Here is a 25,749-nt window from a genome sequence, read left to right on the forward strand (position 1 = left end):
GTAAAGCTCTATTTCGTAAACCCGCACGCCTTCATATCTTTTTCATCCTCTTTCACAATCGCTTGCGCCGCAATCACGCTCTGACCATTAAACGTTACAGCAGGGTTTCCGTGTAACTTCCAACCGTTATTTAAAAACTCCGTGATTCTTGCACAAAAAGTGGAATCATCGGGTCCTGTGATCAGTTTGTACTGCATATTTAACTCCTTTGAAATGCTTACATGTAAAGTTATTAAGATCTTTTTCTATTGACAATAATTTTATTCTTTTTTAGGGAACTTGTTGAAATATACTTTTTATCTTCTAACGTTTTTATTAATGCCTTATTGACATTATTCGGTTCAAATTCTATTGGTTTTGCACCTTTCTGACTTAAATCAGAATATGGGCTATCAAATTGATCGAGGTAATCGCTTATTTTTTCAAATTCCAGATTAGGTATTTGTAATGTTAAGATTTTCAAAGATTCTTGCAAAGTACTTTTTTCAAATAATACTTCAAATAAATCCATTGGTATGAGTTTTGAATTTTTGATATAGAGATTATTGGTGCACAACATCAATTCTTTACTTTCAAAGATTGATACATCGGCTTTTTCTATAAGCAATATCTTTTCAGTATCCGTAAATTTTTGAGAATTTAAGATGTGTAGATAATCACCACTTTGCAATTCAAATTCATCTATCTTTGCCAATAAGTCACTTTTAAAATATTCAAGTAAAATAACAACTTTATCTGTAAAATATTCTCTCAAATTATTAATATTTGCCTGTGTCAACTCTAGTTTAGTATTTTCTAGCAAAATACCGACTTTTTTAGAAGATAAAGTTTGAAACTCTAAAACTTTATATTTCCAAAACCAAATTCCTCTCACAATAAACTCATAGGCTTTATCTGAAATTTCATTTGCTAATAAAATTTCTTTTGAAAACTTTTGTAATAATTCTTTCGTAAAGGTTGCTTCATTATTCATTTTGCTTTTTGAGAGTTCACTATAATTTTCTTCTTTATTAAAAAAGTCTATAAGTGTCTTATTGAGCTCATTGACTTCCTGATAGTAGTACAAAAGATTATCCCATTTAGGAACAACTTTATTAGCTTCTAGTATGTACTCCAAAATTTCTTTATTATTTACTTTTGAGATATCTTGAATTTTGACTACTTCTTTTTGAATTATTTTTATTTTATTTTCTTTCTTAACGTCCTCGTTATTAAATAATTCAATAACCACATCTTCCGATTCTTGAGTATTTGTCTCTATTTTTAAAAAGACATTTTCAATATACTCATTGATATTTTGCGCAATGTAATCAATCAACTTGGAAGCATAAGTCGTTTTTAGGGTCGTTAGATGAGCTGTTTTTAACGCTTCTGAAAATTCACGCTCAGGTTTACCTTTTACATAGGCAACTTGATTTATTATCTTTTCATTAAACGCATAAAGATTTTTTTCATAGATAAAATGAAACAACGGTGGGTTATCTGTTGGATTTTCGATATAACCATATTTTACATTCAAAGATTCAATGAGGCTTTGAAATTTTTCATTATCAGATTCTGTATATTTCTCTAGTTTTTCGTTGTTTTGAAGGTATAGTTTTAATGACTGATCAATATTAAGGGTAACAAGTTCTTTGACACTTAAATACTGAAACAAAAGTTTAAAATACTCCTCTTTTTTCTCTTGAGTTACATTGCTTTCATTAGCAATATAAAACCACAAGTTTTTCCAAAGAGTAGCTATCTTTTTAACAAAAAAAGCACTTTCAACCGTCACTAATACAAAAGATAAAACAAACTCTCGTGATTCCTCACTTTCATCTGCTAGCTTTTTAAATAACGAGTCAAACTTATCCTTTAAGAAGTTCTCTTCTCTTTTTTGAACACAATACTCCACCAAGCTATAATTTAAGATTGCTTTGGAGTTAAATTCACTCTCTTTAAGATGCAAAACAATCTCTTTTTTATTAGTTAATTCAAAATCAACTGGCAAGATTTTTCCATCTTTGACAGCTAGGACAAACTCTCTATCTTTATATGTCAAACTTCCTTCAAAAAAGTGTGAAATATACCAATGATAATCCTCGTCGATATATCCCTCACGAATAAGATATTTTAAGAGAGATTCTTTTTCTATCACTGAAAAAATTTCATTTGAAATTGTTGTCTTTGAGAGATCACGAATAAAATACTTTTTAATTTTATGCTCTTCAGCGGAAAGTGCTTCCAATTCTTTTTTTAAAAATTCCAGCTTTTCATCGCTCATTTCTAGTATAAGCTTTTCTCTTTCTCTATATGAATGTGTATTATTAATCTCTTTTTCAATGTCTGAAAAAGAAAAATGGTTATTTATTCGTTCCACGTTCATAATTTCTTCAAACATCACATCTTTCGTTTGATTGTCTGCATCCGATAGATTAAAGTATCTGTTAGCATTTGTATAAAACTGCGTAGAATTAACTCTTCTATAAATCCTAAAGAGATATACCATTCGAAGCTCTTCAACGGTTTTTTGACGCTCTTGCGCAAGCACCTCTTTTCTCTTAGCAATTTCATCGTTTTTTTTCTGCTTATTTTGTGCAACATCATTGGATAAAGACGAAATCCAACTGAATCTCTTACTAAAAATTGTGTATAAACTACCTTCTCCTTTGTGCAACAATGCAAAATCCTTGGGATAAAAGTTTTTATATATAATCATTGCCAACAGCTTTTCAGCAGAAAAATACTCAGAATTTCCGATTTTATTTTTGTACAACTTATATTCATTGTGAATGTTGATTAAAAGCCTCATTTCATCAATATAAAGTGCAATATCTCTTAAAAAATCATCACTGATCTTTTCATCTTTAAATTTTTCTTTCATTTTTTGGAAAGAGCTTGTTGAATTGATATAGGGAATAATTGGCAAGATAAAATCAAAAAATTTCGTTCGGTCTTTATTATCTATAAACATATCATCCTTAATCGCATAAATGAAGATAATACGTCTTCCTACATCTTTTGAATTATTGAGTAATGTATTGAGCTCTCTCAATTTTATAAAAATTTCTGTATTGTCAAACCTATCCAAATCTTCAATGACAACCACGTTAAACTGTGTCACTTGGAAAAAATACAAAATCTCATCTAAGTGTTCATTTAAGATGGAAGCTTTATCTTTGTTAGCAACTTCCATTTCTCCATTTTTCAGGTTAAATTTACTGATTTTTAAATTTGATAGATATTTGATAAATTGGTAGAAATAATATAAACCTATGGGAAGAGCTATTAATAAAAACCATTTTTTATATTCATTAAGTGTGCTAGTAAAATCTGATGATGATACTTGAAGAAATACACTTATCTCGGTAGGAAAATAAATTGCAAAAGTATAAGATAAGAAAAAAGCTATGGCAACTACATGCAGAATAAGAAAAGATTTTTTAAGATTTTTGATTCGTTTAAACCGTGAATAAGGAATAGTTTTGTCACATTCCTTATAAAAAATTTGTTGTAAAATACTTTTTTCAATAAGTTGTTGTTCTTCTTGTGTAACTTTCTCAGCTTTTATATCAGTTGTTTTTCCTTCTCTTTTTGAAGATTGTCCTTCTTTAGCTGTATCTGAACTGATTGGATCTTTAAACGTCGCTAGTGAAATATGAAGATAATGCCAATCTACGTCATTCTTTTTTTCAAAGGTTCTTAAAAAACTACTTTTACCTGAACCATAAGCACCAGAAATAGCAATGTTATTTACTTTGAGTGTTTTTAGTGCATACAATAACGCCTGAGAATATTGTCCATCCTTATCTGAACTTTCATTAGGAATCAATGCTTCGTATTTGTTCGGATTATCTGGTACACTGTAACCAATTTTATTGATTATTAAAAGATGTAATTGTTTTAATTTTTGCATCAGCCAAACTAAAAATTGATCAACATAAACTAAAAAATCCATAATAAAACCTTTATTATTTTACGTTTTTTCCAATACCAAACAACTATCCATTTTTTTAATATTATCTTTACATGTAAACGTATTTTAGTCTGTTTCGCCTAAAATATTGACAATAAGCTTTACCATCAACTCTTTTTGACTTGGCTCACTTGCGGCGACTAAAAGAGCAAGAGAGACCAGAGCATTATCGTTGATTTTAGGCTCTCCGTTTGGCTTGTAAGCGATGCCATTTTTATGTAAAAAGAGGATGAACAAAAACGAGCCAATGCGTTTATTGCCATCGGAAAATGCATGGTCTTTGATGACATAGTAGAGCAGATTTGCCGCTTTTTCTTCGATGCTTGGAAGCAAATCAACCCCGCCAAACGTTTGATAAATATTGAGCAGTGCGCTTTGAAATTCACCCGCTTTTTCATTGCCGAAAAGTTCTGTCGCATCGCCTTTTGCCATTAGGTCTTTTTTGAGCGCTTTGATGGCATTTTTAGCCTCATCATAGTCTAAAATAAACCTTTGTTGTAGCGTGCCTTGTAATGCATGAAGTGCTTCAGCGTCATAACCCTGAAGCAATGCCCACGTTTTGGCGTAGTTGTTGATGATGTCAAGCAATCCTTTGGCTTCATTACTGCTGAGTTCTTTGTTTTCGATGCTTTTGCGCACTAGCTCCATCGTGGCGGTGAGTTCACTCAAACTTTGAGCATTGATGCGTTGGTGATTGAGGGCATAGCCTTTGATGAGGTAGTCTTTGAGGATTTTACTTGCCCAAATGCGAAACTGCGTTGCATTTTTAGAATTAACTCTGTATCCAACAGACAGCACAGCATCTAAATTATAAAACGATGTTTCGTATGTCTTTCCATCGCTCGCAGTATATTCCAATATGGAATGAACTGAATTTTTATCCAATTCTCCCGATTTAAAGATATTGCTTAAATGCTTTGATATAGCTGGTTGCTTAGTACCAAACAGCTCAGCCATCTGAGCTTGATTCAGCCAAAGAGTCTCATTCTCTAAGCTCACTTCTAAACTCACGTGCCCTTGCTCATCGGTATAGAGAATGACGTTTTGATGCTCCATAGTCTTTTCCCTTCTTACATGTAAAACTTTACGATCATTCTAGCTTTATTTACACTGTCATTTCAAAAATATTTCACAATGAAATAACCTTTTACATGTAAACATTTTTTCAAAAACCTAGATGTAGATCAAGGTTTTTTCGTTTTAAATGGGATAAAATTGCTCTCATATAAAATATGAGAAAGGATTGATATGATTTTTATGGCGAAAATTGACAAGACATCCCTTAAAGGGAGACCTGTAAAGTTGGAGGGAACCTTTCAAGAGGTGGGCAACTATGCGCCTTTGGTAAAAGTAACGACGCCAGACTTGCAAGAAAAAACCATCGGTGGGGAGAGCAACAAAGCACAACTTATCATCGCTGTACCTTCCCTTGACACGCCTGTGTGTGACGCTGAGGCGAGACGTTTCAACCAAGAAGCGGCGAAACATGAGAACATTGATGCGACCATCGTTTCGATGGATTTACCGTTTGCGGCGGCGAAGTTTTGCAACGTTGCCGGCATCGAAAATCTCACCGTCGGTAGTGACTTTAGAGACAAAGCGTTTGCACGTGCGTACGGCATGCTCATCGGTGATGGAGCGCTTCAAGGGTTATGTGCGCGTGCCCTTTTTGTGATCAGTAAAGACGGCAAGATCGTCTACAAACAGGTGGTTCCCGAGATTACCGAAGAGCCTAATTATGACGAAGCGCTAACTGCCGCTATCGATGCAGCCAATAGGGGGGCTAGTTGTTGTGGTTTTTGTCAGTAGTTTAACCCCACCCGAGCCGCCTAAAACGACGGCATTTCAGAACTTAAAAGCCCAACCACACCGCATCTTTTTCTTTGCGGGCGTGGTGCAAGGGCTTTTCTTTGTGTCGCTTTTAGGATTCGTGTATACGGGGCTTTTAAGCTTACATGTCAGCCTTGGACTTTACCATGCGTATGCGATGGCATTTGTCATTTTTACGCAATTTTTTGCAGGGTTTTTATTGACGGTATTTCCCCGTTATTTAGCCCGCCCTTCGGTTGCGCAAAAAACCTATATGCCGATTGTTTGGCTGATTAACGGCGGCGGGGTACTGTTTATCGCTCTTTCATTGTTTTCCCAAAAAGCGACGCTTCTTGCGATGGGGCTTATTTTCGTCGGATACTGCCTTCTTTTTAAGACGCTTTGGCAAATGCAAAAAGCAAGTCAAGTTTCCGCTAAAAAAGATACGACGTGGATGCTCGTTGCATTTGCATTCGGTATGCTCTCGCAACTCTTGTTTTTCGCCGACTTCTTCGTCGACGTCTACCGTTTTGCGTTAGGAAGCGGGTTTTACCTTTACCTCTTTTTGATCGTTTTGATCGTTTCGCAAAAAATGATGCCGTTTTTTACGTCCAATACAATTCCGGGTTACACGATCAACAAAAGCACATATTTTTTAGAGAGCGTCTTTGTCGCATTGATGCTTAAAGTGCTTTTGGAAGGATGCGAACTCAACGCTTTTGTAGCGGATAGTGCGTTATTTGCTATCGTGACCTACGAACTCTTGAAATGGCGTTTGCCCTTTAGCAAGGCTCCGGCAATTTTATGGGTACTGTTTCTTTCGATTTGGTGGGTTCCCGTTGCTTTTGCGCTTTTCGTCGTACACGATTTTAGCGCACTTTTAAGTGCTTCGATTTACGTCGAAAAAGCACCACTTCATGCTTTGGCACTGGGGTATTTTACCACCGTTTTGATCGGCTTTGGAACCCGCGTTATTTTGGGGCATTCGGGACGTACGCCCAAAGCGGATGCGTATGCGATAACGCTTTTTGGATTGATTCAAGCGATGACGCTTTTACGGATTTTTGCCGGTATCTTTCCGCAGATAGGTTACATGCACGCGATTTTAACGGTTGCCGGTTTGTGGATACTGATTTTTGGACTGTGGGCAAAGCGGTATATTAAGATTTTATTCGAGAAGTAGGCGCGTTCGCCTACTTCCAAGCACGATTATTGCTCGACTTCAAAACCCGCTTCGTCGATCGCTTTTTCAAAGACGCTGACATCAATGGGCGCATCGTATTCGATGATGGTTTTTCCGCTGGCTAGATCGACATCGACTTTGCTCACGCCTTGGATCGCCTCTAACACGCCTTTGACGCTTTTGACGCATCCCATACAACTCATGCCTTTGACCGTTAAAGTTATATTTGCCATAGATTTTCCTTTGATTAAAGTTTAATTTTCCAACGTCGAAGTAGGAGCGAATTGCTCACAACCGATACCGAACTCATCGCCATTGCCGCACCCGCAACGACGGGACTCAGCATTCCTAAAAAGGCGAGCGGGATCGCTAGGGTATTATACACAAATGCCAAGAAAAGGTTTTGTTTAATTTTTGACATCGTAGCACGAGAGAGATCGATCGCGTGTAAAACGTTCATCGGATCGTTTTTCGTCAAAATCAAATCCGCACTCTCGATGGCAATGTCCGAGCCTTGCGCCATCGCTACGGCAACGTCGGAAAGTGCTAAGGCGGGCGCATCGTTGATGCCATCCCCCACCATACAGACAAATGCATTTTGCGCTTTGAGCTCAGCGATTTTATCGGCTTTTTGATGCGGTAACACTTCGGCGAAAACATGCGAAATCCCTAAACGCTCGGCGATCGCGTGTGCGCTAGCTTCATGATCGCCCGTGAGCATATAAACGTCGATATTTCGTTCGCGTAGTTTAGCAATCGCCTCTTTGGCACTCTCTCGAAGCGTATCGGAAATGACGATATAGCCTAAAATGCTCTCTTGCGTTCCAAGCGCTACGATGCTGTTGCCCTCTTCTACATAAGGTTTGATCTTTGCGCTCACGTCGCATCCGCTCATTTGCGCGACGAAGTGAAGCGACCCAGCGTAATAAAGCACGCCCTCGATAATGCCCGAAATTCCCTGCCCCGAATAATTGTGAAAATCGCTCATCGTCTGTTTTGAAGACGCGGCGGCGGTAACGATCGCTTTGGCAAGCGGATGGTTTGAGCCCTCTTCCAATGCCGCACAAAGCGTTAAAATTTCCTCCGGACTTGCATTATCGTGTGCGACGACGGCATTGACTTTAACGTCGCCGTAGGTCAAGGTTCCCGTTTTATCAAAAACTACCGCCGTGATTTTGCCGATGTTTTCAAGCACTTCGGCATTTTTGATCAAAATTCCTTCACTCGCCCCGCGTCCTACTCCGACCATAATTGCCGTCGGCGTTGCAAGCCCTAAGGCGCACGGACACGCGATGACTAAAACCGCTACGGCGTTAATCAACGCATTTTCAAATCCCGCTCCCAACATCCACCACGCGATAAACGTGATGAGTGCGACGCTTACGACAACGGGAACGAAAATACCCGAAATCGTGTCGGCAAGACGTTGAATAGGGGCTTTGGAGCCTTGCGCCTCTTCAATGAGTTTGACCACCGAAGCTAAAAAAGTGTCAGATCCCACTTGGGTCGCTTGGCATTTGAGCATACCGTCCGCATTTTTCGTCGCACCCACGACCTTATCGCCTTGGGCTTTGAGAACGGGAAGGCTCTCTCCCGTCACCATCGACTCGTCTACCACGCTATGCCCTTCCAAAACGATACCGTCGGTAGGAATGCCCTCTCCCGCTTTGACGACGAAAATATCGCCGACATGTAAACTTTCGATACTGACTTCTTGAAGTTTGCCCTCTTTTTCGACAAAAGCGGTTTTTGGCTGAAGATGAAGGAGCTTTTGAATGGCAAACCCCGTTTTCGCTTTCGCACGAAGTTCTAAGAGTTTTCCTAAAAGTACCAACGTAATGACCGATGCGGAAGCTTCAAAATACAAATGCCCCGAAAGCCCTAAAACCATTACGCCAAGGCTTAGAAGATACGCGGCACTCGTGCCTAAGACGACCAAAACGTCCATATTGGCACCCCCGCCCGCCAAACTTTTGTAAGCACCTTTGTAAAACTTTGCTCCGGCGTAAAACTGTACGACGCTCGCTAAAAGAAGCTGTAGAAAAGGCGGCATATGCCAAAGATGATAGCCCGTGAGCATAAAAAGCATTTCGATAAAAAACGGCAACGTCAGCAGTGCCGCAATACAAAATTGAATCAAGAGCTTGCGGTACTCCTGCTCTTTTTCCAAGCTTTTTTGCTCCGGATCGACTTTTTCGAGTTCGCTCGCTTGAAAGCCTGTTTTTTCGATGGTTTGAATGATGTGTTCTAACGTAATATCGGGGTTGGAAGAGATGACGTGAGCACTCTCGGCGGCAAGATTGACGTTGGCGTTTACGCCCTCTATTTTGTTTAATACACGTTCAATTCGCGCCGAACATGCCGCACACGTCATGCCTTTCACGTCAAGGTCAAACTGCTTTTCGGACATTTTTTATCCTTGTTTTTTGTGACATTCTAACGCTTCAAGGCTTTTGCGAAGATAAACGAAAAACCTTACATGTCAGTTTCTTGCTCGTCTTGCTTCTCTTCCAAAAGTTCGACGGTTTCGACTTCGGGATTGAAATCTTGATAGTCGATCTTGGCGTCTTTAAGGTTTTTCGTCGCTTTTGCACCGAGCCGTTTGAGGTTTTCAACCCTACTCATAATATTGCCCGAACCTTCGGTGAGTTGTTTATGCGCAATGTCGTAACTGTTGTTGAGGGTTTGAATTTGCGCACCTACTCGCCTAAAGTTTTCGGCAAAACCGACCATTTTATCGTACATTTTTCCCGCTTCGTCAAAGAGTTTTGAAGCAAGAGTACTGGACTGTTCGCTTTGCCAGTAGAGATAAATCGTACGCAACGAAACGGTCAGCGTGGAAGGGTTGACGATAGCGATATGCTTACGCAAAGCATACTCGTACAGTTTCGGATCTTCGCTTACGGCTACCGAAAACGCTCCTTCGATGGGCACGAACATAAAGACGTATTGAAGCGTACCTTGTCGGTAATGCGCGTAATCTTTGGAATCCAGCGTATCGACATGTTCGCGAAACGCCGCCGTTAACGTTTTGGCGGCATAACGTTTCTCTTCGTCGCTCTCGGCGCGCACGTATTCGTCGTAACTGTTGAGGGAAACTTTCGAATCGATAATGATCGTTCTTTCTTGCGGTAATTTAATAATCACGTCGGGACGTTTGGTGCGTCCCTCTTCGTCTTTGTAACTCTCTTGCGTTTCGTAATGCACCCCTTTTAGAAGCCCCGAATACTCCAAAACGCTCTCCAAAATCATCTCGCCCCAACTGCCTTGACTCTGCTTTTTACCTTTGAGTGCTTTGGTCAGGTTTTCCGCCTCTTTGGAGATATTGATCCCCGCACGCGCCACGAGTTCGATCTCTTTGGAGAGTTCGGCAAATTTTTTCGTACTGTGCTCTTGAGACGTTTCCACGCTCTTTTTAAAGGTCTCTAAATTTTCTTTAAACGGTTTCAAAAGCGTTTCAAGCGACTTGGTCGATGTTTCGTCCAATTTTTGGAGCTTTTTCTCCAAGTGTTGTTCCATAATAGCGTTCAGTTTGAGCTCCAACTTTTGGCTTTGCTCCTCCAAATCGGCTTTTAACGCGGCATTACCCTCTTTTTGGGCGACGAGTTCGGCTTCCAATTTGGCTTTTTGAACGCTGAGCTCCATATTTTCGCTTTGAAGCGTCGTACAAAAACTACGTAATTCGCCAAGTTCCCTCGCTTTATCCCGAAACGAAGCGTACAGCCAAAGCGCCGTCGCAATCATCCACACGCCGATACCGACGAACAAAGCTATCGTTTGTATTTCAAAAGACATATCGCACTCCTAAAAAACGTACATGTAAGAAAATTAATTGATGTAGATCGTATCCAAAATCTGGTTTTTAAAACGGATATTTTCCAAATTTTGCTTCAAAACGCGGTTCTCTTCCTTGAGAATCGAATACTCGCCGTAGAGTTTATTAATATCGCGGCTCATATAATAGATTTGGTTTTTGATATAAATTTTCGGCAAAATCAATAAAAAAGCGACGCCGATGACCATATAGACCAGTAATAAAAAGCGAAAATCGAGATTTTTTTCGACCCTTTGCTCCGCGTCGTATTGATCGAGTAGCTGATTTTTATCGTCCATTAGGCTCTTCTTATCTCAAAAATTCGAAGTTTTGCACTGCGACTTCTGGGATTTTTCTTCAACTCCGCGGCACTCGCTTCGATCGGCTTTTTGCTCAGGAGTTTTCCGATAGCATGGTTATTACCGCACATACATCGCATGACTTCGGGTGGGCAAATACAGTTTTGGCTCCACAGTTTAAACGTTTGCTTGACGATACGATCTTCCAAAGAGTGAAACGAAATAATCCCCACGATGCAATGTTCAAGATCGGCATTTTTGATACTTTCTAAAAGCGTGCTCAAAACGCCCAGCTCGTTATTGACTTCGATGCGAATCGCTTGAAACAGAAGCGTCGAAGGATGAATTTTCTTCTTGCCGCCGACTTTTTCGGCAATTTTGGAGAGCTCTTTAGCACTCTTTATCGGTGCTTTTGCCCGTGCTTCGCAAATGAGTTGTGCCAATTTTTTATGCTCGTGAATCTCGCCGTACTCGCGTAAAATAAACGCCAACGCATCTTGGTCGTAACGGTTGATCACGTCGTAAGCGCTGAGTTCTTGCTCTGGATTCATACGCATATCCAACACGTCCGAATCAAAGGCAAAACCACGCTCTTTTTTATCAAGCTGTAAAGACGAAACGCCGATATCGGCGAGGATTCCTCGAAGAGGAAGGTGTCGGTATTTCGCGATCACGTTGGAAAAATTATCGTGTTCAAACTGTACGCGTTCTCCAAAACGTTCCAAACGTTTTTGACTAAAACGTAACGCTTCTGCGTCTTGATCGCAACCGATGAGTTTAATATTCGGATTTTGCTCCAAAAGGGCTTCGCTGTGACCGCCGTATCCGAGCGTGCAATCCACGATAACACCCTCGTCAATGCCTTGAAAAGCCGCTTTGACTTCGTTTAAAAGTACGGGGATGTGGGGAATATTCACGCAAAATCCTTCTTAAAAATAAGGGGCGTATTATAGCGCATCTAGACTTACAATCGCCTCATACGCGGCATTCATCATCGTCTCGATCTCTTCACATGTGATGACGTAAGGAGGCATAAAATAGACCACGTTACCGAGCGGACGTAAAATAACCCCTTTACCTAAGGCGTACTGAAAAATTTTCAAATTAACGCGAAACGAAACGGGATAGGTTTTAAGCTCGACTGCGGCAATCATGCCCGTTTGGCGCACGCTTTTGACATTACCGAGTGTTTTAAAACGCTCAAGGCATTGCGCGATAAAAGCAATTTTTTCATGATTTTTTTCCAGTACCGCTTCGTTTTCAAACAGGTCCAACACCGCATTTGCGGCACTGCATGCGATCGGATTGCCCGTGTAGCTGTGTGAATGTAAAAAGGCTTTAAATTCGGTGTAATCGCAATAAAACGCATCGTACACTTTTTGAGTCGTCAAGACCACCGAAAGCGGTAAATATCCGCCCGTAAGGCCTTTGGACAAGGTCATAAAATCAGGACTAACGTCGGCATGCTCACACGCAAACATTTTACCCGTTCGACCGAAACCAACCGCGATTTCATCGGCAATAAGATGAATATCGTAACGATCACACAGTTTGCGGGCAAGCGCAATGTAAAGCGGATGGTACATGTGCATATAACCGGAACATTGAATCAACGGCTCGATAATAAAAGCGGAAATTTCCGAGCCCTTCTCTTTGAAAATAGCTTCCAATCCCGATGCGGCTTCACGAGCCGCCTCTTCGCTTTGATCTTGGGGAACGGGCGCTTGTAACGTCGGTATTAAAATATCTTCGTAAATCTCCTTATACAACGCAACATCGCCCACGGAAAGCGCACCGATCGTCTCTCCGTGATAACTGTTTTGCAAGGAGACGAAAAAAGGACGCTTTTGTCCTTTGTTTTGATGGTATTGGAAGCTCATTTTCAAAGCGACTTCGATCGCGCTTGAACCGTTATCGGCATAAAAGCATTTTTCCAGACCTCTTGGCGCAAGCTTGCACAAACGTTCGGAAAGTCGGATAATGGGTTCATGCGTAAATCCGGCAAAAATGACGTGTTCCAACGTGTCGATTTGCTCTTTGACTTTTTGATTGATATAGGGATGTGCATGACCGAAAAGATTGACCCACCACGAACTAACGCCGTCGATATAACGGTTGTTATTAAAATCGGTTAAATAGACGCCTTTGCCGCTTTTAATCGGAATTAACGGAAGCGTTTCATGGTCTTTCATTTGAGTGCAAGGATGCCAAATATGCTTTAAATCGGCATCGATTAACGTTTGTGGATTCATGATACTTTTTGACCTTTTTGTTAGGAGGATTCTTTGAATTTATCGTTATTTAATAACTATATGGATAGAATTATATCAAAATACACCGTTCTTAAAGGGCTTGAATGATTACGTGGATGCAACGTCATAAAAAATACTTGGTCGTTACGATTTGGATCAGTACGATCGCTTTCGTAGGAGCCGGTTTTGTAGGCTGGGGTGCTTACGATTTAAATAAAGACCGTGCGGCGTCCGTAGCAAAAGTCGGTCACCGTTCCATCTCCGTACAAGAATTTCAATCCGCATATGCCAACCACTTCGCGATGTACAACAACCTTCTAGGAGGCAAACTTACCCAAGAACAAGCCGAACAAATGGGCCTTGATAAAATCGTAATGCAAAATCTTATCAATCAAGCGCTTATCCTCAATTATGCCGATGAAATAGGACTTTTAGCCACGAAAGAAGACGTCAAGGAACGCTTGGTCAACACGCCGAATTTTCAAAACAACGGCACGTTTAGCAAAGAGCTTTACTACTCGATTTTAAAAGCCAACCGAATCAACCCGAGCGACTACGAAAAAAGCTTGGAAAAAGAGATTTTATACGCAAAATTGGAAAAAGCGTTTAAACTTCCCGCAACACAAAAAGAGATCGAGCTTTTTACATCGGCATTTTTTATGGAAGATCGCCTATCCGTCGCATCCGTAACGCTAGAACCCAACGAAGTCAACGTGAACGAAGAGCAGATTAAAACCTATTGGGATGCGCACAAATCAAACTACCTCACGAAAAAAAGTTACCTAATTGATCTGATTACGATCGCTTCTTCGGATGCCAAAGTCGATCCAAAAGAGTTGGAAGAGTTTTACGCGCAAGAAAAACATAATTACACGCATCCAGACGGTAAATTGATGAGCTTTGACGAGGCGAAAGACGCGCTTTTAAAAGATTTCAAACTCAAAGGCGATAAGAAAACGGCACTCGAAACGTATTTGGCATTTAAAAAAGGCGAAACCAACGCTACGGAAACAAAAACGATCTACGACGACGATGCAACGTTTCCGGTTGATAAAATCCAAACGGCGGCAAAAGACGAAGTGTTAAAACCGTTCATTGTGGATAATCGCTACGTCGTCGTCAAAGTCAAAGAGATTAAATTCCCGGAGCCCATGCCTTACGAACTTGCTAAAAAAGAAGCTGCTAAAAACCTTCTCGACGAACTCAAATCGGCGGCGTTGGAGAAAAAAGCACAAGCCAGACTCGATACGTTTAACGGTACCGACATCGGCTTTGTTAGTCGCGACAGCGTGAAGTCGATTGCGGGACTTAGCGAAGCGAAAAGTACCGAATTTTTAAGTCACGTTTTTGATAACACGGCTAAAAAAGGTTATCAAGTTATTGACGGGAAAGCCATTGTTTACGAGATTTTGGAACAAAAGTTGCTTAATAATGACAAAGCTAAGCAATACGTTAGTATGATTAGCGAGAATGTGGCTCAAGCTAAGCAAACGGACTTGAATCAAAATCTGATTAAAAAGCTTGCGACGATTTATCCGATCGAGCAATATTATAAAGGAAAATAGTTGAGCACTACGATTTTAGGCATTGACATTGGTTCAACCAAGATTTGCGCAATTATTGCTCAAAAAAGTGATGACGGCGACATCAAAATCTTAGGCGCGGGTATTGCAAAGTCTCAGGGTCTAAAAAAAGGTATTATTACCAATATCGACCTTGCTTCAAAATCCATTCGCAATGCACTCAACGATGCAAAACGTGTTGCCGGTACACAGTACGAACGCGTGATCGTTTCCATCTCCGGAGCATATACGAAAAGTGTCGACAGTAGCGGTATCGTCAATATTCCTAACCGTGACATCGGCATCAAAGAGATTAACCGAGCCATGCAAATGGCGGATCACAATGCCAACATTCCGAACGAATACGAAAAACTCCATGTATTACCTTACAACTTTAAAGTCGACGACCAAGAATTTATTGAAGATCCGCTAGGCATGAACGGCGCGAGGCTCGAAGTACAAGTACATATCATTACCGCACAAAAATCATCGTTAAGCAACCTTCGAAAAGCCGTAAAATCTGCAGGTGTCGAAATCGACAATATCGTTTTGAACTGCTATGCATCCGCTATCGCCGTTTTAAACCACGACGAACGCGAACTCGGCGTTGCGGTTATCGATATGGGCGGCGCGACGTGTAACGTGATGATCCATGCGGGTAATTCAATGCGTTTTAACGACTATTTAGGCGTCGGATCACTTAATATTACCAACGATTTATCGACGGCACTTCACACGCCTTTGGGAGCGGCCGAAGAGATTAAGATCAATTACGGTTCTTTAAAAAACAACTCAAACGAACTGATCGAACTTCCCGTGATCGGAGACGACGGTTCCACACATGAAGTTTCGCTCAATATCGTTTCCAACGTCATTTACGTTCGCGTCGAAGAGACCTTAATGATTTTAGCTAAAGCGCTTGAAGACAGTAGTTTTAAAGAACAAATCGGTGCGGGCGTGGTTTTAACGGGCGGTATGACGAAATTAGACGGTATTCGAGAATTAGCCTCTGCTATTTTCGACAATGTGCCGATTCGTATCGCAAAGCCTAGAGAAGTCGACGGACTTTTTGAAACCTTACGCGATCCAAGCTATTCAACCGCTATTGGACTTGTGCTTTACGGGGGTGGTCAATTTACGCCGTATGAAATCGATTCCAATAAAAAATTACGTTACAAAGAAGAGACGATTGAACCGAGTCGCCACCACCATCAAGAAAAACTTTTTGACGACATAGATGATGACGAGATGATAGAAAATGAACCGACAACAACCAATACGAACATAAAATTACAAACAGACAACGCAAAAGAAAAACTGAAAGACTTGGCCAATATCCAAGAAGAACATAGCGAAGGCTTCGGCGCAAAGTTATGGAACAGATTGACACAACTATTTTAGAGAGGGGTACGGGGTTATGAACGGATTTAGCATAGAAGAATCAAAAGGTGTTTACGGCGCTAAAATAAAAGTGATCGGCGTCGGCGGCGGCGGCGGTAATATGATTAACCATATGGTACGAGAAGGCATTAACGGTATCGACCTTATTGCCGCCAACACGGATGCACAGGCCTTGGAAAATTGTTTAGCAAAAACAAAAATTCAACTCGGCAAAAAAGGATTGGGTGCGGGTATGCGTCCCGAAGTCGGAAAAGAATCCGCATTGGAAAGCTATGATGAAATTAAAAGTTCTCTTGAAAAATCCGACATCGTTTTCATCGCTTCGGGATTCGGCGGAGGTACCGGTACGGGTGCCGCACCGATCGTTGCACAAGCGGCAAAAGAGGTCGGAGCGTTAACCGTTGCCGTCGTCACGCGCCCGTTTGCGTTCGAAGGTAAAAAACGCGCGAAACTTGCCGATCTCGGGATTAACGAACTTCGCAAAGAAAGCGATTCGATCGTTATTATCCCTAACGATAAACTCCTCTCTATCGTTGATGCAAAATTCGGTATTAAAGACAGCTTTCGAATCGTCGACGACGTTTTAAGTCGTGCGGTCGGCGGTATGAGTTTGGTCGTTCTTTCTTCGGGACAAAGCGATATTAACGTTGACTTTGCCGACGTACAAACCGTTATGAGTCACCGAGGTATGGCGTTGATGGGTATCGGCGAAAGTACCGGAGACGAAGCGGCGATCGAAGCGATCAAAAGCGCCATCGAATCTCCGTTATTGGACAACATGTCGATTAACGGCGCTTTAGGCGTACTCGTTCATTTCCAACTTCCTCCGACGTATCCGTTGAACGAAATCAGTACGGCGATGGGACTCATTATGGATTGTGCCGATGAAGACGCCGACGTCATTTTCGGTACGACGACCGATGAAAATATGCCTGAAAATAGTGTCAAAGTCACGATCGTCGCAACGGGATTTGAAAATAAAGCAGAAGCCAAAGAGCTAAAAGCACTCAACACGAACCAAGAAGCAATTAAAAAAGAGCGTATTTTACGCCTGAAAAAAGTCAGCGGCGGCTATGAAGGACAAGACGATTATCTTGATATTCCAACATACATTCGCCACCAAATGGATTAACCCAACCCCGTAACTCCTCAAAACCTCATCAAAAAAGAGGGAAGATCACACTTCCCTCTTTTAACGTTGAGCCAACCACCCTCGTCTTAAAAAAAGAATCAACTGAAATCCCATGAGCACTTTCATAACGAGTTCGCTTTGTTTGTGCATCCTCAAAAAAGCTTCTCCGGTCGTATGCTCTGCTCCTAATTGTTGGGCATGAACGATAAAAGGCGTATAATAAAAAATAAATAAGCCCGTTGCAATGGCACAACCTAAAGAAAGAAAAAACGAAAGCATATCGTTTCGTTTGCGTGCCATCGTCGTTTGCACTTCAAAAATCATACTAAAAAGTGCAATAAAACCGATCACAAGGTTGGTTTTCAAAAAAACCTGCGTCATCAAAATACCGCTTTGAAAATGTGTTAAGACACCTTCTCCCAAATACTTTTGAGGAAAGAAAATGACCGGAGCGACAAAAGCACCCGCCGCAATTTCAACACCTAACGCAACTCCCAACACCATCAAATAAAGCGATGTTAAACTTTTCATTTTTGCTCCTTAATCCAAAATCCGCGATCCAAGCCCGCTAAATCTTTGTAAAACTCAATCTCTAGACCTTTTTGCTCGGCATAACATGTCAAGGCGATTCGCTGATCGTACCCCATTTCGCAGATAAGGGTTTTAATGTTATGAAAAACGTATAAGTCGATGATGCGACACAACATTTCATCGCCTTTTTCTCCTCCGAACAGTGCCAACGAAGGCTCGTACGAAAGCCCTTGGGCTAAAGGCTCACCCAAAGCGATATAAGGCGGATTCGATACTAAAATATCGATCGGTTTTTGAATACCCGCCAAATAACTCCCCTCGATAAATTCGATACGATCTTCAACCCCGTGTAAACGTGCATTTTTTTTTGCAACCTTTAACGCCTCGCCTGAAATATCGACGGCTATAATCGAAGCATCGGGCAGTAAATGCGCCGTCATAATAGCGATAATGCCGCTTCCCGTACCGATCTCAACAATCACGGGCGCATTTAAAGCGCGTGCTTCTTCTACGACCTTATCGACCAAAAGTTCCGTTTCGGGACGCGGGATTAAAACGTTTGAATCGACGTAAAACGTTTTGGCGTAAAATTCGGCACGCCCTAAGATATATTCTAACGGTTCATGCCGCATACGTCGGTTCATCCATTCTTCAAAAAGCAAAGGCAAAACGATCTCTTCGTCACCGTGCGCTACAAGCCAGCTCGCCTCTTGGCGTAAAAGTTCCGCTAAAAGCAACATAACCTCTTTTTGAGGAACGTCGCTGACGTCTTTTAACAAACGCGCATAATGAGCGATGATCTCTTTAATGCGCACACGCGTCCTTCGTCGAAGACTCAAAATGCATACCGAGCCGTTCCAACCGTTTGGTTAACGGCGGATGGGTAAAATAAAGCGCGATCGTTAAAGGGTGGGCAAAAGGAAAGCTCTTATTTTCATCGGCGAGCTTCATCAATGCGTCACGCAAGGCTTCTTGATTTTCACATTCGCTTCCGTAAGCGTCGGCTCGGTATTCGTTGTAACGGCTCATTAGCCCAAACAAAGGCATCATCGCAAACGAAATGACGGGAGAGAACAACAGAAAAAGAGCGATGATAGCATGCGCGCTCGGTTCTACATGTAAAGATTCAAACAACGCTAGAGGAAGGTTTCCAAAAAGTGCAAACATCACTAAAAGCATCAAAGCACTCGCGGCAATATTTTTCAGAATATCTTTGTGTGCAAAATGTCCCAATTCATGTCCTAAAACCGCCAACAATTCAGACGTCGTCAGTTTCGCGATCAGCGTATCGAATAAAACAACCCGCTTCGAACGCCCTAAGCCCCCAAAATACGCATTCAAACGGTTGTCTCTTTTACTGGCGTCCAAACAAAAAACACCGCTACTGTGAAGCCCCGCTTTTTCCAGCAAACGTTCAATCGCACCTTGTAACGTTTCGTCTTGAAGCGGCGTCAGTTTGTTAAACATCGGAACGATCACGATGGGATAGATCATATTGATAAACAAAACGACCGCAAACGAAAACACAAATCCGTAAATCCACCAATCCTTAAACGTATCGATAATAGACACCATTGCGGCAAAAAAAGCTCCGCCGAAGAGTACAAACATCACGGCGGATTTACACTGATCGAGCACAAAAGTTCGAGGGGTAATCGTTGAAAAACCGAACTTTTTATCAAGCCCGAATGTTTGGTAAATCTCAAACGGAAGCGTTAAAAGATAATTGATCGCGCTAAAAACCAACACGTAAGCGGCGGAATTTAAAAGAGTGTTTTCAAAAATCACGATTTCGTCCAAACGTCGCAACCCAAAACCGATCCAAGAAAAAAAGAGGATAAAATCGTACAACGTCGTCGTTAACAAGAGTTTTTGCGATGCTATTTTGTACGCGGCGGCTTTGGTATAATTCACAGCCGATAAGATAACCGGTTCAAACCGTTGTGCTTTTTCGACAAAGCCGATCTCCATCAAAGCGGCATAAAGCTTGATCAAAAGATAAAGACAATAAAGCCCTAAAATCCATTCTAACATTCCATGCATCCTTCATGCGATAAAGTGCCGTATGATACCAAGATTTGATCAATATTTTCTAAATCATAACATTGCAACGCATTTGTCACGCAGCGTAGTGTATCCTTTTTCTATGATGATCAAAAACTTTTTTATTTGATTATCACTAAAATGGAGTTTAAACATATTATTAGGAAGATTAGTTTACGATGCATATGATTTATTTAGAAAAGGGGCTATTATGACGATCGGCAAACAACTAACGGGCATATTAGCGGTAGCAATTTTAGGTACATGTACGATTTTCGGTATCGCGTTACAAAAGATGGAGCACGTTTACGACGAGACGAACTATGCGAACGTCAATTCCATTCCAAGCATCGATCTTCTCAACGATACGATCCAAAACGGCTATCGCTTGCGTCTAAATCTATGGGAACATATTACCCATGACGCGCCGGAAGAAAAAGTCAAACGCGACGAAGCGATTCAAAAAGTAAGGCAAAGCATCGAAGCATCGTTTAAAACGTATGAAACGATGGTTTCCGATGAAAAAGATAAAGAGCATTTAGCCAAAGATCGCGTTATGCTCGGCAAAGCGTTAGAAATCATCGCAAATGTCAGCAAACTCTCCAAGGAGAATAAAACCGTTGAAGCTGCGGCATTGCTCAATAAAAGCCGCCCTACGTTACTCGATTTTACAAAAGCCTTGGATGCGCACATCAAATACAATATCGAAGTTTCCAAAAAAATGGCGAATAATGCGATGGAAGTGAAACACAATGCCGATACGTGGATGTTCGTCGTTTTATTGCTTGTTGGCGTAACGATTTTTATCACGACGTTTTACATCCGTAAAAATATTATGCACGGCGTTCATCTGATTCGCGATAGCATCACGGGGTTTGTTCAACACAAACGCCTTAATTTTCGTATTCCTTACGATAAAGCCAACGAAATCAAAGAAATCGTCGACAGTTTCAACGCGCTTGTTCATACGTTAGAGCAGACGATTATCGATGCCAAAAATTCTTCCAGCGAAAACGCTTCGGTATCGCATGAGCTTAGCACCACCAGTATGCAAATCGGACGTAACGCCGAACAAAGCTCGCTGATCGTCGAAAATACGATTCACGAAATCGATACCATTAAAACGTTCGTTCAAGAAACCGCTAAATTATCGGATGTCACAAAAGATAAAATCGCTTTGGCAAACGACAAACTCTCACGCGCCAAAAATGAGATCATTACGCTTCGAAACGACGTTGAAGGTGCTAGCCAATCCGAAACTGCCTTAGCTCAAAAATTAGAGCAGATGAGTCATGACGCCGAACAAGTAAAACATATTTTAACGGTCATCTCCGATATTGCCGATCAAACCAATCTTTTAGCCCTCAATGCCGCCATCGAAGCCGCGCGCGCGGGAGAACACGGACGAGGTTTTGCGGTCGTTGCCGATGAAGTACGAAAACTTGCCGAGCGTACGCAAACATCGTTAACCGAAATCAATGCGACGATTAACGTGATCGTACAAGCCATCGTCGATTCTTCGGATCAAATGAATAAAAACGCACGTAATATTCAAAGGCTATCAAGCGTATCAAACGGTGTCGAAGAGACTATCGTCGATACGACGAACGTGATGGATGAAACCGTCACGACGGTGGCTTCCAACGCTCAAAATTCGCGAAAAATTTCACACGATACCGATAAAATCGTCGAAATGGTCTCCAATATTAACACGCTTACCAGCCAAAACGCACGTAGCGTTGAAGAAATTGCGGCGGCGGCGGATCATCTCTCCCGTTTAGCGGAAAATCTAAACAACAAACTCAACCAATTCCAATCGTAATCGCTTCTTCGGGCAAGGCTTTTTGCTTTGCCCGCTTAATGGTATAATACGCGTAAAAACAAGGTACTCGTTTGGCACTTCTAGATCTTATCGGCATTCATAAAGCATACGAAACGCAAAAAATTCTCTCCGACGTCGACTTTTCGCTCCACGCAAACGAACGTGTCGCCCTCATCGGCAAAAACGGCGGCGGAAAATCGACCTTAATGAAGATTCTCTACGGCATATTGGAACCGGACGAAGGTAGGCGTATTCTTCAAAAAAACACGACGATCGGTATGCTCGATCAGACACCGCGTTTTAAAGAAGGCATGAACGTTAAAGAGGCGATTGAAGAGAGTCTTAAAGAGCTTAAAGTTGCTTTGACGCGCTATCATGAACTCCTCAAAACATTGGAAACCGACTTTCAAAATGCATCGCTTTTAAAAGAACAAAGTGAACTCGTAAGCTATTTAGAACTGCACGATGCATGGAATTTAGATGAAAAAATCGAACGTGTTTTGGAAGTTTTCGACCTGAAACAATTTGAACAAAGCGACGTAACGATGCTAAGCGGAGGTGAACAACGCCGTGTTACGCTTGCAGGTCTGATTTTACAAAAACCCGATATTTTGCTTTTAGACGAACCGACAAACCACTTGGACGTCTATATGGTCGAATTTTTAGAACAGATGATTTTGAACGGTAAATTTACGTTGCTCTTTATTTCGCACGATCGTTATTTTATCGACCGAATCGCAACGCGTACGATCGAAATCGAAGAAGCTTCGTTACGTAGTTTCGATGGAGGATACGAACACTATTTGACATGTAAAGAACAGCTCATTCTTTCGTTGCAAAAACAACACGAAAATCTTCTCAAATACTTAAAAGGCGAAGAAGAGTGGTTAAGACGCGGCGTTAAAGCCAGACTCAAACGTAACGAAGGACGCAAACAAAGGGTTTTCGAATTACGCGATCAGGCAAAAAAAAATCCCTCACTCGTTCGCAAGCTCAAATTGGAGCTGGAGCGTGAAAAGCACAACTTTAACGGCGACAAGATTCTCAATAAGCAAAAGATGTTGTTCGAAATGGAATCCATCGCTAAAACGCTCGGCGACAAGCCTCTTATCAAGGCTTTTAGCGCGCGCATTTTGCAAAAAGACCGCATCGCGATCGTCGGTAAAAACGGTGCCGGAAAATCGACCCTTCTCAAAATTCTCCTCGGTGATTTAGCCATCGATCAAGGTCTCCTCAAAAAAGGAGAGTTTAAAATAGGCTACTTCGACCAACAACGTGCCATGCTTGACGACACCAAAGACCTGCTCGCAACGTTTTGTCCTAACGGAGGCGATCGCGTAGACGTCAAAGGGAAAAATATGCACGTCTTCGGTTACCTCAAAAACTTCCTTTTTCCAAAAGAAGATTTGGCAAAAAAAATAGGCGTTTTAAGCGGCGGCGAAAAAAATCGCGTGGCATTGGCACTTTTGTTTACTCAAGAAGTCGATTGCTTGATTTTGGACGAACCGACCAACGATTTGGATATACCGACGATCAACATTTTAGAAGAGTATATTCAAAGTTTTCAAGGCGCGGTTATTTTTGTCAGCCACGATCGCTATTTCGTCGATAAAATCGCTACGAAGCTTTACGTCTTTAAAGGCAACGGACGTATCGAAGAGAGTTACCAAAACTACAGCGAATACCTTGAAATCGAAAAAGAGATTGCCGAGCTCGAAGCCATGGAAAACGAAACTTCAAGTGAGGCTAAGGAGAATTCCTCCAAAACGCAAAAAAATAAAGAGGGAATGACGCTCAAACTGAGCTACAAAGAGCAACAAGCCCTTAAAACGCTTCCGCATCAAATCGAAACCCTTGAAGACGAGATCAAAACGATTAAAAAATGCCTTGAAAATCCCGATTGCTACCAAAAAATAGGATTAAGCAAACTTTCGGAAGATTTACGTTTGAAAGAAGACGCTTTAGAGCCGCTTATCGAAGCATGGCTTGAGCTTGAAGAAAAAATCGAAACGATGCAAAAAGGCTAAAAGCCCTTTGCATCATACTTTAAACGAAGAGAGCGTCGAGTCTAATCGCTGAGACGATTCTAACATGTTACCGGAAATCACTGAAAGTTCTTCGGCAATCTTTTCGTTATTGTTTGAAAGACTCAGCGTCTTTTTCATCTGCTCCATCATTTGGTTAGTTAAGTGCGAAATTTCAACGACTTTTTTAGATGCTTTTTTCGAGATTTCAATGGATTGAATCGTTCGGTTTCGCGTCTCTTCCGTTTCGTTTTGCACCTCAACGGCATTATCGGAGATAAGGCGGATATTGTCCGCGTTGGTTTCCATATGCGCACTGAGTTGCGTTACGCCTTGAACGATAACGCTAATCGTCGCGTCGATCTCTGCTAGAGATTTTTGCGTACGCTCGGCAAGTTTTCGCACTTCATCGGCAACGACCGCAAACCCTCGTCCGTGTTCGCCTGCACGCGCGGCTTCGATGGCGGCGTTAAGCGCTAAAAGATTGGTCTGATCGGCAATATCTTTGATCATCTCTAAAACGCCTTTAATTTGATCGGTTTGAGCGACGACGCTTTGTATTTGGTGCGCCATATCTTGTTCTTGTTCGCTTGCGCCGTTAATTTTTTGAACGACGTCGTTTAACGATAAACTCATACGCTCCAAAACACTAAAAGAAGCATTATTGTCTTCAACGGTGTGAATCGCTAACTCTTCGGAAAGATCAAGATCGGCTTCGATATCTTTCATCAGATCAAACGACGTTTTAATCTGTTTGGCTTGTTCAAAAACGCCTTGCGAAAAGTTAACGGCGTTGGTATTGAGCGTCTCGCCCGTATGTTCGACGTTTTTTGAAATCGTTTGCGACGTAACGATAATCGACTGAATTTTTTCGATAAAAAGGTTGATATGATGAGCAATCTCGCCCATCTCGTCTTGACTGTTAATATTGACGCGTGCGGTTAAATCGCCGCTTCCGCCGGAGAGATTTTTAATTCTTTCCAACAAAATACCCAAAGGATTTCCGACCACGCTTTTTAAAACCCACATAATCAAAATCGACGTCACCAGTAACGAAAAAGCAAAAATCGTAATGAGCTTCCAACTGATCGAACCGATGTAAGCATCGATCTCGTCAAACGAAAACGTCATATCCATAACGCCCAAAACATCGCCTTTTTGAGACGTCGCATGACAGGCCAAACAATCTTGCTCGGCAATCAGCGGTTTTAAAAGACGCAAACGATGCCCTTTAGCATCATCCAAAGTCGAACTTGTTTGGACGGGATTTTTAAAAATAGCGACGACGGCTTCTTCCGTTGAGGGTTTGGCATCGATGCCAAACGTATCGATGACGCTTTGGGCTTGATGAATTTTGAGCTCTTTAATGCCTTTCATTCCTTCGGCGTCTTTGAGCGATTTTTCGATCAATGCTCTATCGCCCAAATTCATAGCGGCACGTACCGTTTGAAAAACCGATTGACTCAAAAGATTGAGATTGTTTTCGCTTTGAATTTGCGAAGATTTTTTAAACTCGCCTACGATCACGAATTGTAAAATAACAAAACTTACCAGCAAAAGCGGAATAAGCGTAAAGCCGATTTTCGTTCCGATGCCCTTTTTCATACCGATGCCTTTCGCACGTTCATAATTTCAATCAAGTTCATATCTTCAAGCATCTCGTAAAGCTCTAAACTTCCGACTTCTACGATAAGAGCATAATGATCCATCTTAATTACTTTAATTAAGAAACCGATTAACGAAGAGGTTATAATAAACGAGTCTTGAAGAAGAAGCCGAATCGGAACGTCGATATGACTCGTATGCGCTTTTAAAACGGCGTCTTTAATTGCTTGCGTATCACTCACGGTTTTGATCGTCCCCGTAACGACGACGTCGACACTCTCACTACGTACTTTAGTTACCACGTGCATTCTTTT

General features: G+C 41.5%; 21 protein-coding genes. 7 read left to right on the forward strand and 14 right to left on the reverse strand.

What is annotated here, in order from left to right; genetic code table 11:
• Positions 1-8: 8 nt before the first annotated feature.
• The 3 genes from OA34_RS04255 to OA34_RS04265 form a co-directional block, all read right to left on the reverse strand.
• A complete protein-coding gene (locus tag OA34_RS04255; RefSeq protein ID WP_039672767.1) occupies positions 9-197 on the reverse strand; it encodes a DUF1737 domain-containing protein in 189 nt (62 codons plus the stop codon).
• Between the two features lie 35 nt (positions 198-232).
• The gene (locus tag OA34_RS04260; protein WP_039672768.1) at positions 233-3,940 is read right to left on the reverse strand and encodes a YobI family P-loop NTPase; all 3,708 of its coding nucleotides are present in this window, start codon (positions 3,938-3,940) and stop codon (positions 233-235) included.
• 84 nt (positions 3,941-4,024) lie between these two features.
• Entirely contained in the window at positions 4,025-5,014 is a 990-nt protein-coding gene (locus tag OA34_RS04265; RefSeq protein ID WP_039672770.1) for a virulence RhuM family protein/type II toxin-antitoxin system death-on-curing family toxin, read from the reverse strand.
• A gap of 210 nt (positions 5,015-5,224) precedes the next feature.
• Between OA34_RS04265 and tpx the strand changes: the two genes are divergently transcribed.
• Complete coding sequence (tpx, locus tag OA34_RS04270; RefSeq protein ID WP_353681538.1) at positions 5,225-5,767, forward strand: thiol peroxidase; 543 nt, start codon at positions 5,225-5,227, stop codon at positions 5,765-5,767.
• Positions 5,751-6,950: an NnrS family protein gene (locus OA34_RS04275; protein WP_039672772.1), complete on the forward strand. Its 1,200-nt coding sequence runs from the start codon at positions 5,751-5,753 to the stop codon at positions 6,948-6,950. Before tpx ends, OA34_RS04275 begins: the two co-directional genes overlap by 17 nt.
• Positions 6,951-6,976: 26 nt before the next feature.
• On the opposite strand, the gene OA34_RS04280 is transcribed toward OA34_RS04275, so the two are convergent.
• The 6 genes from OA34_RS04280 to OA34_RS04305 all read right to left on the reverse strand — a co-directional run bounded on the left by OA34_RS04280 (position 6,977) and on the right by OA34_RS04305 (position 13,315).
• The gene (locus tag OA34_RS04280; protein WP_039672774.1) at positions 6,977-7,183 is read right to left on the reverse strand and encodes a heavy-metal-associated domain-containing protein; all 207 of its coding nucleotides are present in this window, start codon (positions 7,181-7,183) and stop codon (positions 6,977-6,979) included.
• Between the two features lie 14 nt (positions 7,184-7,197).
• Positions 7,198-9,360, reverse strand: coding sequence for a heavy metal translocating P-type ATPase (locus tag OA34_RS04285; protein ID WP_286682839.1), 2,163 nt, complete (start codon positions 9,358-9,360; stop codon positions 7,198-7,200).
• A gap of 65 nt (positions 9,361-9,425) precedes the next feature.
• The gene (locus OA34_RS04290) at positions 9,426-10,745 is read right to left on the reverse strand and encodes a DNA recombination protein RmuC (protein WP_039672776.1); all 1,320 of its coding nucleotides are present in this window, start codon (positions 10,743-10,745) and stop codon (positions 9,426-9,428) included.
• Between the two features lie 33 nt (positions 10,746-10,778).
• Positions 10,779-11,063 carry a hypothetical protein gene (locus tag OA34_RS04295; protein ID WP_039672778.1) on the reverse strand — a complete coding sequence of 95 codons (285 nt, stop codon included), beginning with the start codon at positions 11,061-11,063 and terminating at the stop codon, positions 10,779-10,781.
• Positions 11,063-11,980 (reverse strand): 16S rRNA (cytosine(1402)-N(4))-methyltransferase RsmH, encoded by a 918-nt coding sequence (gene rsmH / locus OA34_RS04300; RefSeq protein WP_039672780.1) that lies wholly within the window; start codon positions 11,978-11,980, stop codon positions 11,063-11,065. Before rsmH ends, OA34_RS04295 begins: the two co-directional genes overlap by 1 nt.
• Before the next feature lie 30 nt (positions 11,981-12,010).
• Positions 12,011-13,315 (reverse strand): adenosylmethionine--8-amino-7-oxononanoate transaminase, encoded by a 1,305-nt coding sequence (locus tag OA34_RS04305; RefSeq protein ID WP_039672781.1) that lies wholly within the window; start codon positions 13,313-13,315, stop codon positions 12,011-12,013.
• Between the two features lie 104 nt (positions 13,316-13,419).
• Between OA34_RS04305 and OA34_RS04310 the strand changes: the two genes are divergently transcribed.
• From OA34_RS04310 to ftsZ, 3 genes are read left to right on the forward strand one after another with little or no spacing between them, the layout of a single operon-like run.
• Entirely contained in the window at positions 13,420-14,880 is a 1,461-nt protein-coding gene (locus OA34_RS04310) for a peptidylprolyl isomerase (RefSeq protein ID WP_039672783.1), read from the forward strand.
• Positions 14,881-16,278, forward strand: coding sequence for a cell division protein FtsA (gene ftsA, locus OA34_RS04315; protein ID WP_039672785.1), 1,398 nt, complete (start codon positions 14,881-14,883; stop codon positions 16,276-16,278).
• 16 nt (positions 16,279-16,294) lie between these two features.
• Positions 16,295-17,410, forward strand: coding sequence for a cell division protein FtsZ (ftsZ, locus tag OA34_RS04320; protein ID WP_039672787.1), 1,116 nt, complete (start codon positions 16,295-16,297; stop codon positions 17,408-17,410).
• Between the two features lie 60 nt (positions 17,411-17,470).
• Here the strand turns inward: ftsZ and OA34_RS04325 are convergent, their stop codons facing one another.
• From OA34_RS04325 to OA34_RS04335, 3 genes are read right to left on the reverse strand one after another with little or no spacing between them, the layout of a single operon-like run.
• Positions 17,471-17,941, reverse strand: coding sequence for a DUF4149 domain-containing protein (locus OA34_RS04325; protein ID WP_039672789.1), 471 nt, complete (start codon positions 17,939-17,941; stop codon positions 17,471-17,473).
• Positions 17,938-18,756, reverse strand: a complete 819-nt coding sequence (prmC, locus tag OA34_RS04330; RefSeq protein ID WP_039672791.1) for a peptide chain release factor N(5)-glutamine methyltransferase — start codon at positions 18,754-18,756, stop codon at positions 17,938-17,940. Before prmC ends, OA34_RS04325 begins: the two co-directional genes overlap by 4 nt.
• A complete protein-coding gene (locus OA34_RS04335) occupies positions 18,746-19,975 on the reverse strand; it encodes a M48 family metallopeptidase (protein WP_039672793.1) in 1,230 nt (409 codons plus the stop codon). Before OA34_RS04335 ends, prmC begins: the two co-directional genes overlap by 11 nt.
• 220 nt (positions 19,976-20,195) lie before the next feature.
• Here OA34_RS04335 and OA34_RS04340 point away from each other — a divergent pair, with 220 nt between their 5' ends.
• Positions 20,196-21,806, forward strand: coding sequence for a methyl-accepting chemotaxis protein (locus OA34_RS04340; RefSeq protein WP_039672795.1), 1,611 nt, complete (start codon positions 20,196-20,198; stop codon positions 21,804-21,806).
• Between the two features lie 71 nt (positions 21,807-21,877).
• Positions 21,878-23,833: an ABC-F family ATP-binding cassette domain-containing protein gene (locus OA34_RS04345; protein ID WP_039672797.1), complete on the forward strand. Its 1,956-nt coding sequence runs from the start codon at positions 21,878-21,880 to the stop codon at positions 23,831-23,833.
• Between the two features lie 12 nt (positions 23,834-23,845).
• On the opposite strand, the gene OA34_RS04350 is transcribed toward OA34_RS04345, so the two are convergent.
• Both OA34_RS04350 and OA34_RS04355 read right to left on the reverse strand, forming a co-directional pair.
• On the reverse strand, positions 23,846-25,435 hold the full coding sequence (locus OA34_RS04350) for a methyl-accepting chemotaxis protein (RefSeq protein ID WP_039672799.1): 1,590 nt from the start codon (positions 25,433-25,435) through the stop codon (positions 23,846-23,848).
• Positions 25,432-25,737 carry a hypothetical protein gene (locus OA34_RS04355; RefSeq protein ID WP_254375890.1) on the reverse strand — a complete coding sequence of 102 codons (306 nt, stop codon included), beginning with the start codon at positions 25,735-25,737 and terminating at the stop codon, positions 25,432-25,434. The genes OA34_RS04350 and OA34_RS04355 overlap by 4 nt, the downstream gene beginning before the upstream one ends.
• Between the last annotated feature and the right edge of the window lie 12 nt (positions 25,738-25,749).

Origin of the sequence: Sulfurospirillum sp. MES (genome assembly GCF_000789415.1) — a bacterium.
GTDB lineage: Bacteria > Campylobacterota > Campylobacteria > Campylobacterales > Sulfurospirillaceae > Sulfurospirillum > Sulfurospirillum cavolei.

Bases quoted from the DNA above. Each gene is read 5' to 3' on its own strand.
- ftsZ (WP_039672787.1), top strand. From the start codon at position 16,295: ATGAACGGATTTAGCATAGAAGAATCAAAAGGTGTTTACGGCGCTAAA.
- OA34_RS04350 (WP_039672799.1), bottom strand. From the start codon at position 25,435: ATGAAAAAGGGCATCGGAACGAAAATCGGCTTTACGCTTATTCCGCTT.
- OA34_RS04290 (WP_039672776.1), bottom strand. From the start codon at position 10,745: ATGTCTTTTGAAATACAAACGATAGCTTTGTTCGTCGGTATCGGCGTG.
- OA34_RS04285 (WP_286682839.1), bottom strand. From the start codon at position 9,360: ATGTCCGAAAAGCAGTTTGACCTTGACGTGAAAGGCATGACGTGTGCG.
- OA34_RS04335 (WP_039672793.1), bottom strand. From the start codon at position 19,975: ATGTTAGAATGGATTTTAGGGCTTTATTGTCTTTATCTTTTGATCAAG.
- OA34_RS04255 (WP_039672767.1), bottom strand. From the start codon at position 197: ATGCAGTACAAACTGATCACAGGACCCGATGATTCCACTTTTTGTGCA.
- OA34_RS04280 (WP_039672774.1), bottom strand. From the start codon at position 7,183: ATGGCAAATATAACTTTAACGGTCAAAGGCATGAGTTGTATGGGATGC.
- OA34_RS04310 (WP_039672783.1), top strand. From the start codon at position 13,420: ATGATTACGTGGATGCAACGTCATAAAAAATACTTGGTCGTTACGATT.
- OA34_RS04295 (WP_039672778.1), bottom strand. From the start codon at position 11,063: ATGGACGATAAAAATCAGCTACTCGATCAATACGACGCGGAGCAAAGG.
- OA34_RS04325 (WP_039672789.1), bottom strand. From the start codon at position 17,941: ATGAAAAGTTTAACATCGCTTTATTTGATGGTGTTGGGAGTTGCGTTA.
- OA34_RS04265 (WP_039672770.1), bottom strand. From the start codon at position 5,014: ATGGAGCATCAAAACGTCATTCTCTATACCGATGAGCAAGGGCACGTG.
- OA34_RS04340 (WP_039672795.1), top strand. From the start codon at position 20,196: ATGACGATCGGCAAACAACTAACGGGCATATTAGCGGTAGCAATTTTA.
- OA34_RS04305 (WP_039672781.1), bottom strand. From the start codon at position 13,315: ATGAATCCACAAACGTTAATCGATGCCGATTTAAAGCATATTTGGCAT.
- OA34_RS04260 (WP_039672768.1), bottom strand. From the start codon at position 3,940: ATGGATTTTTTAGTTTATGTTGATCAATTTTTAGTTTGGCTGATGCAA.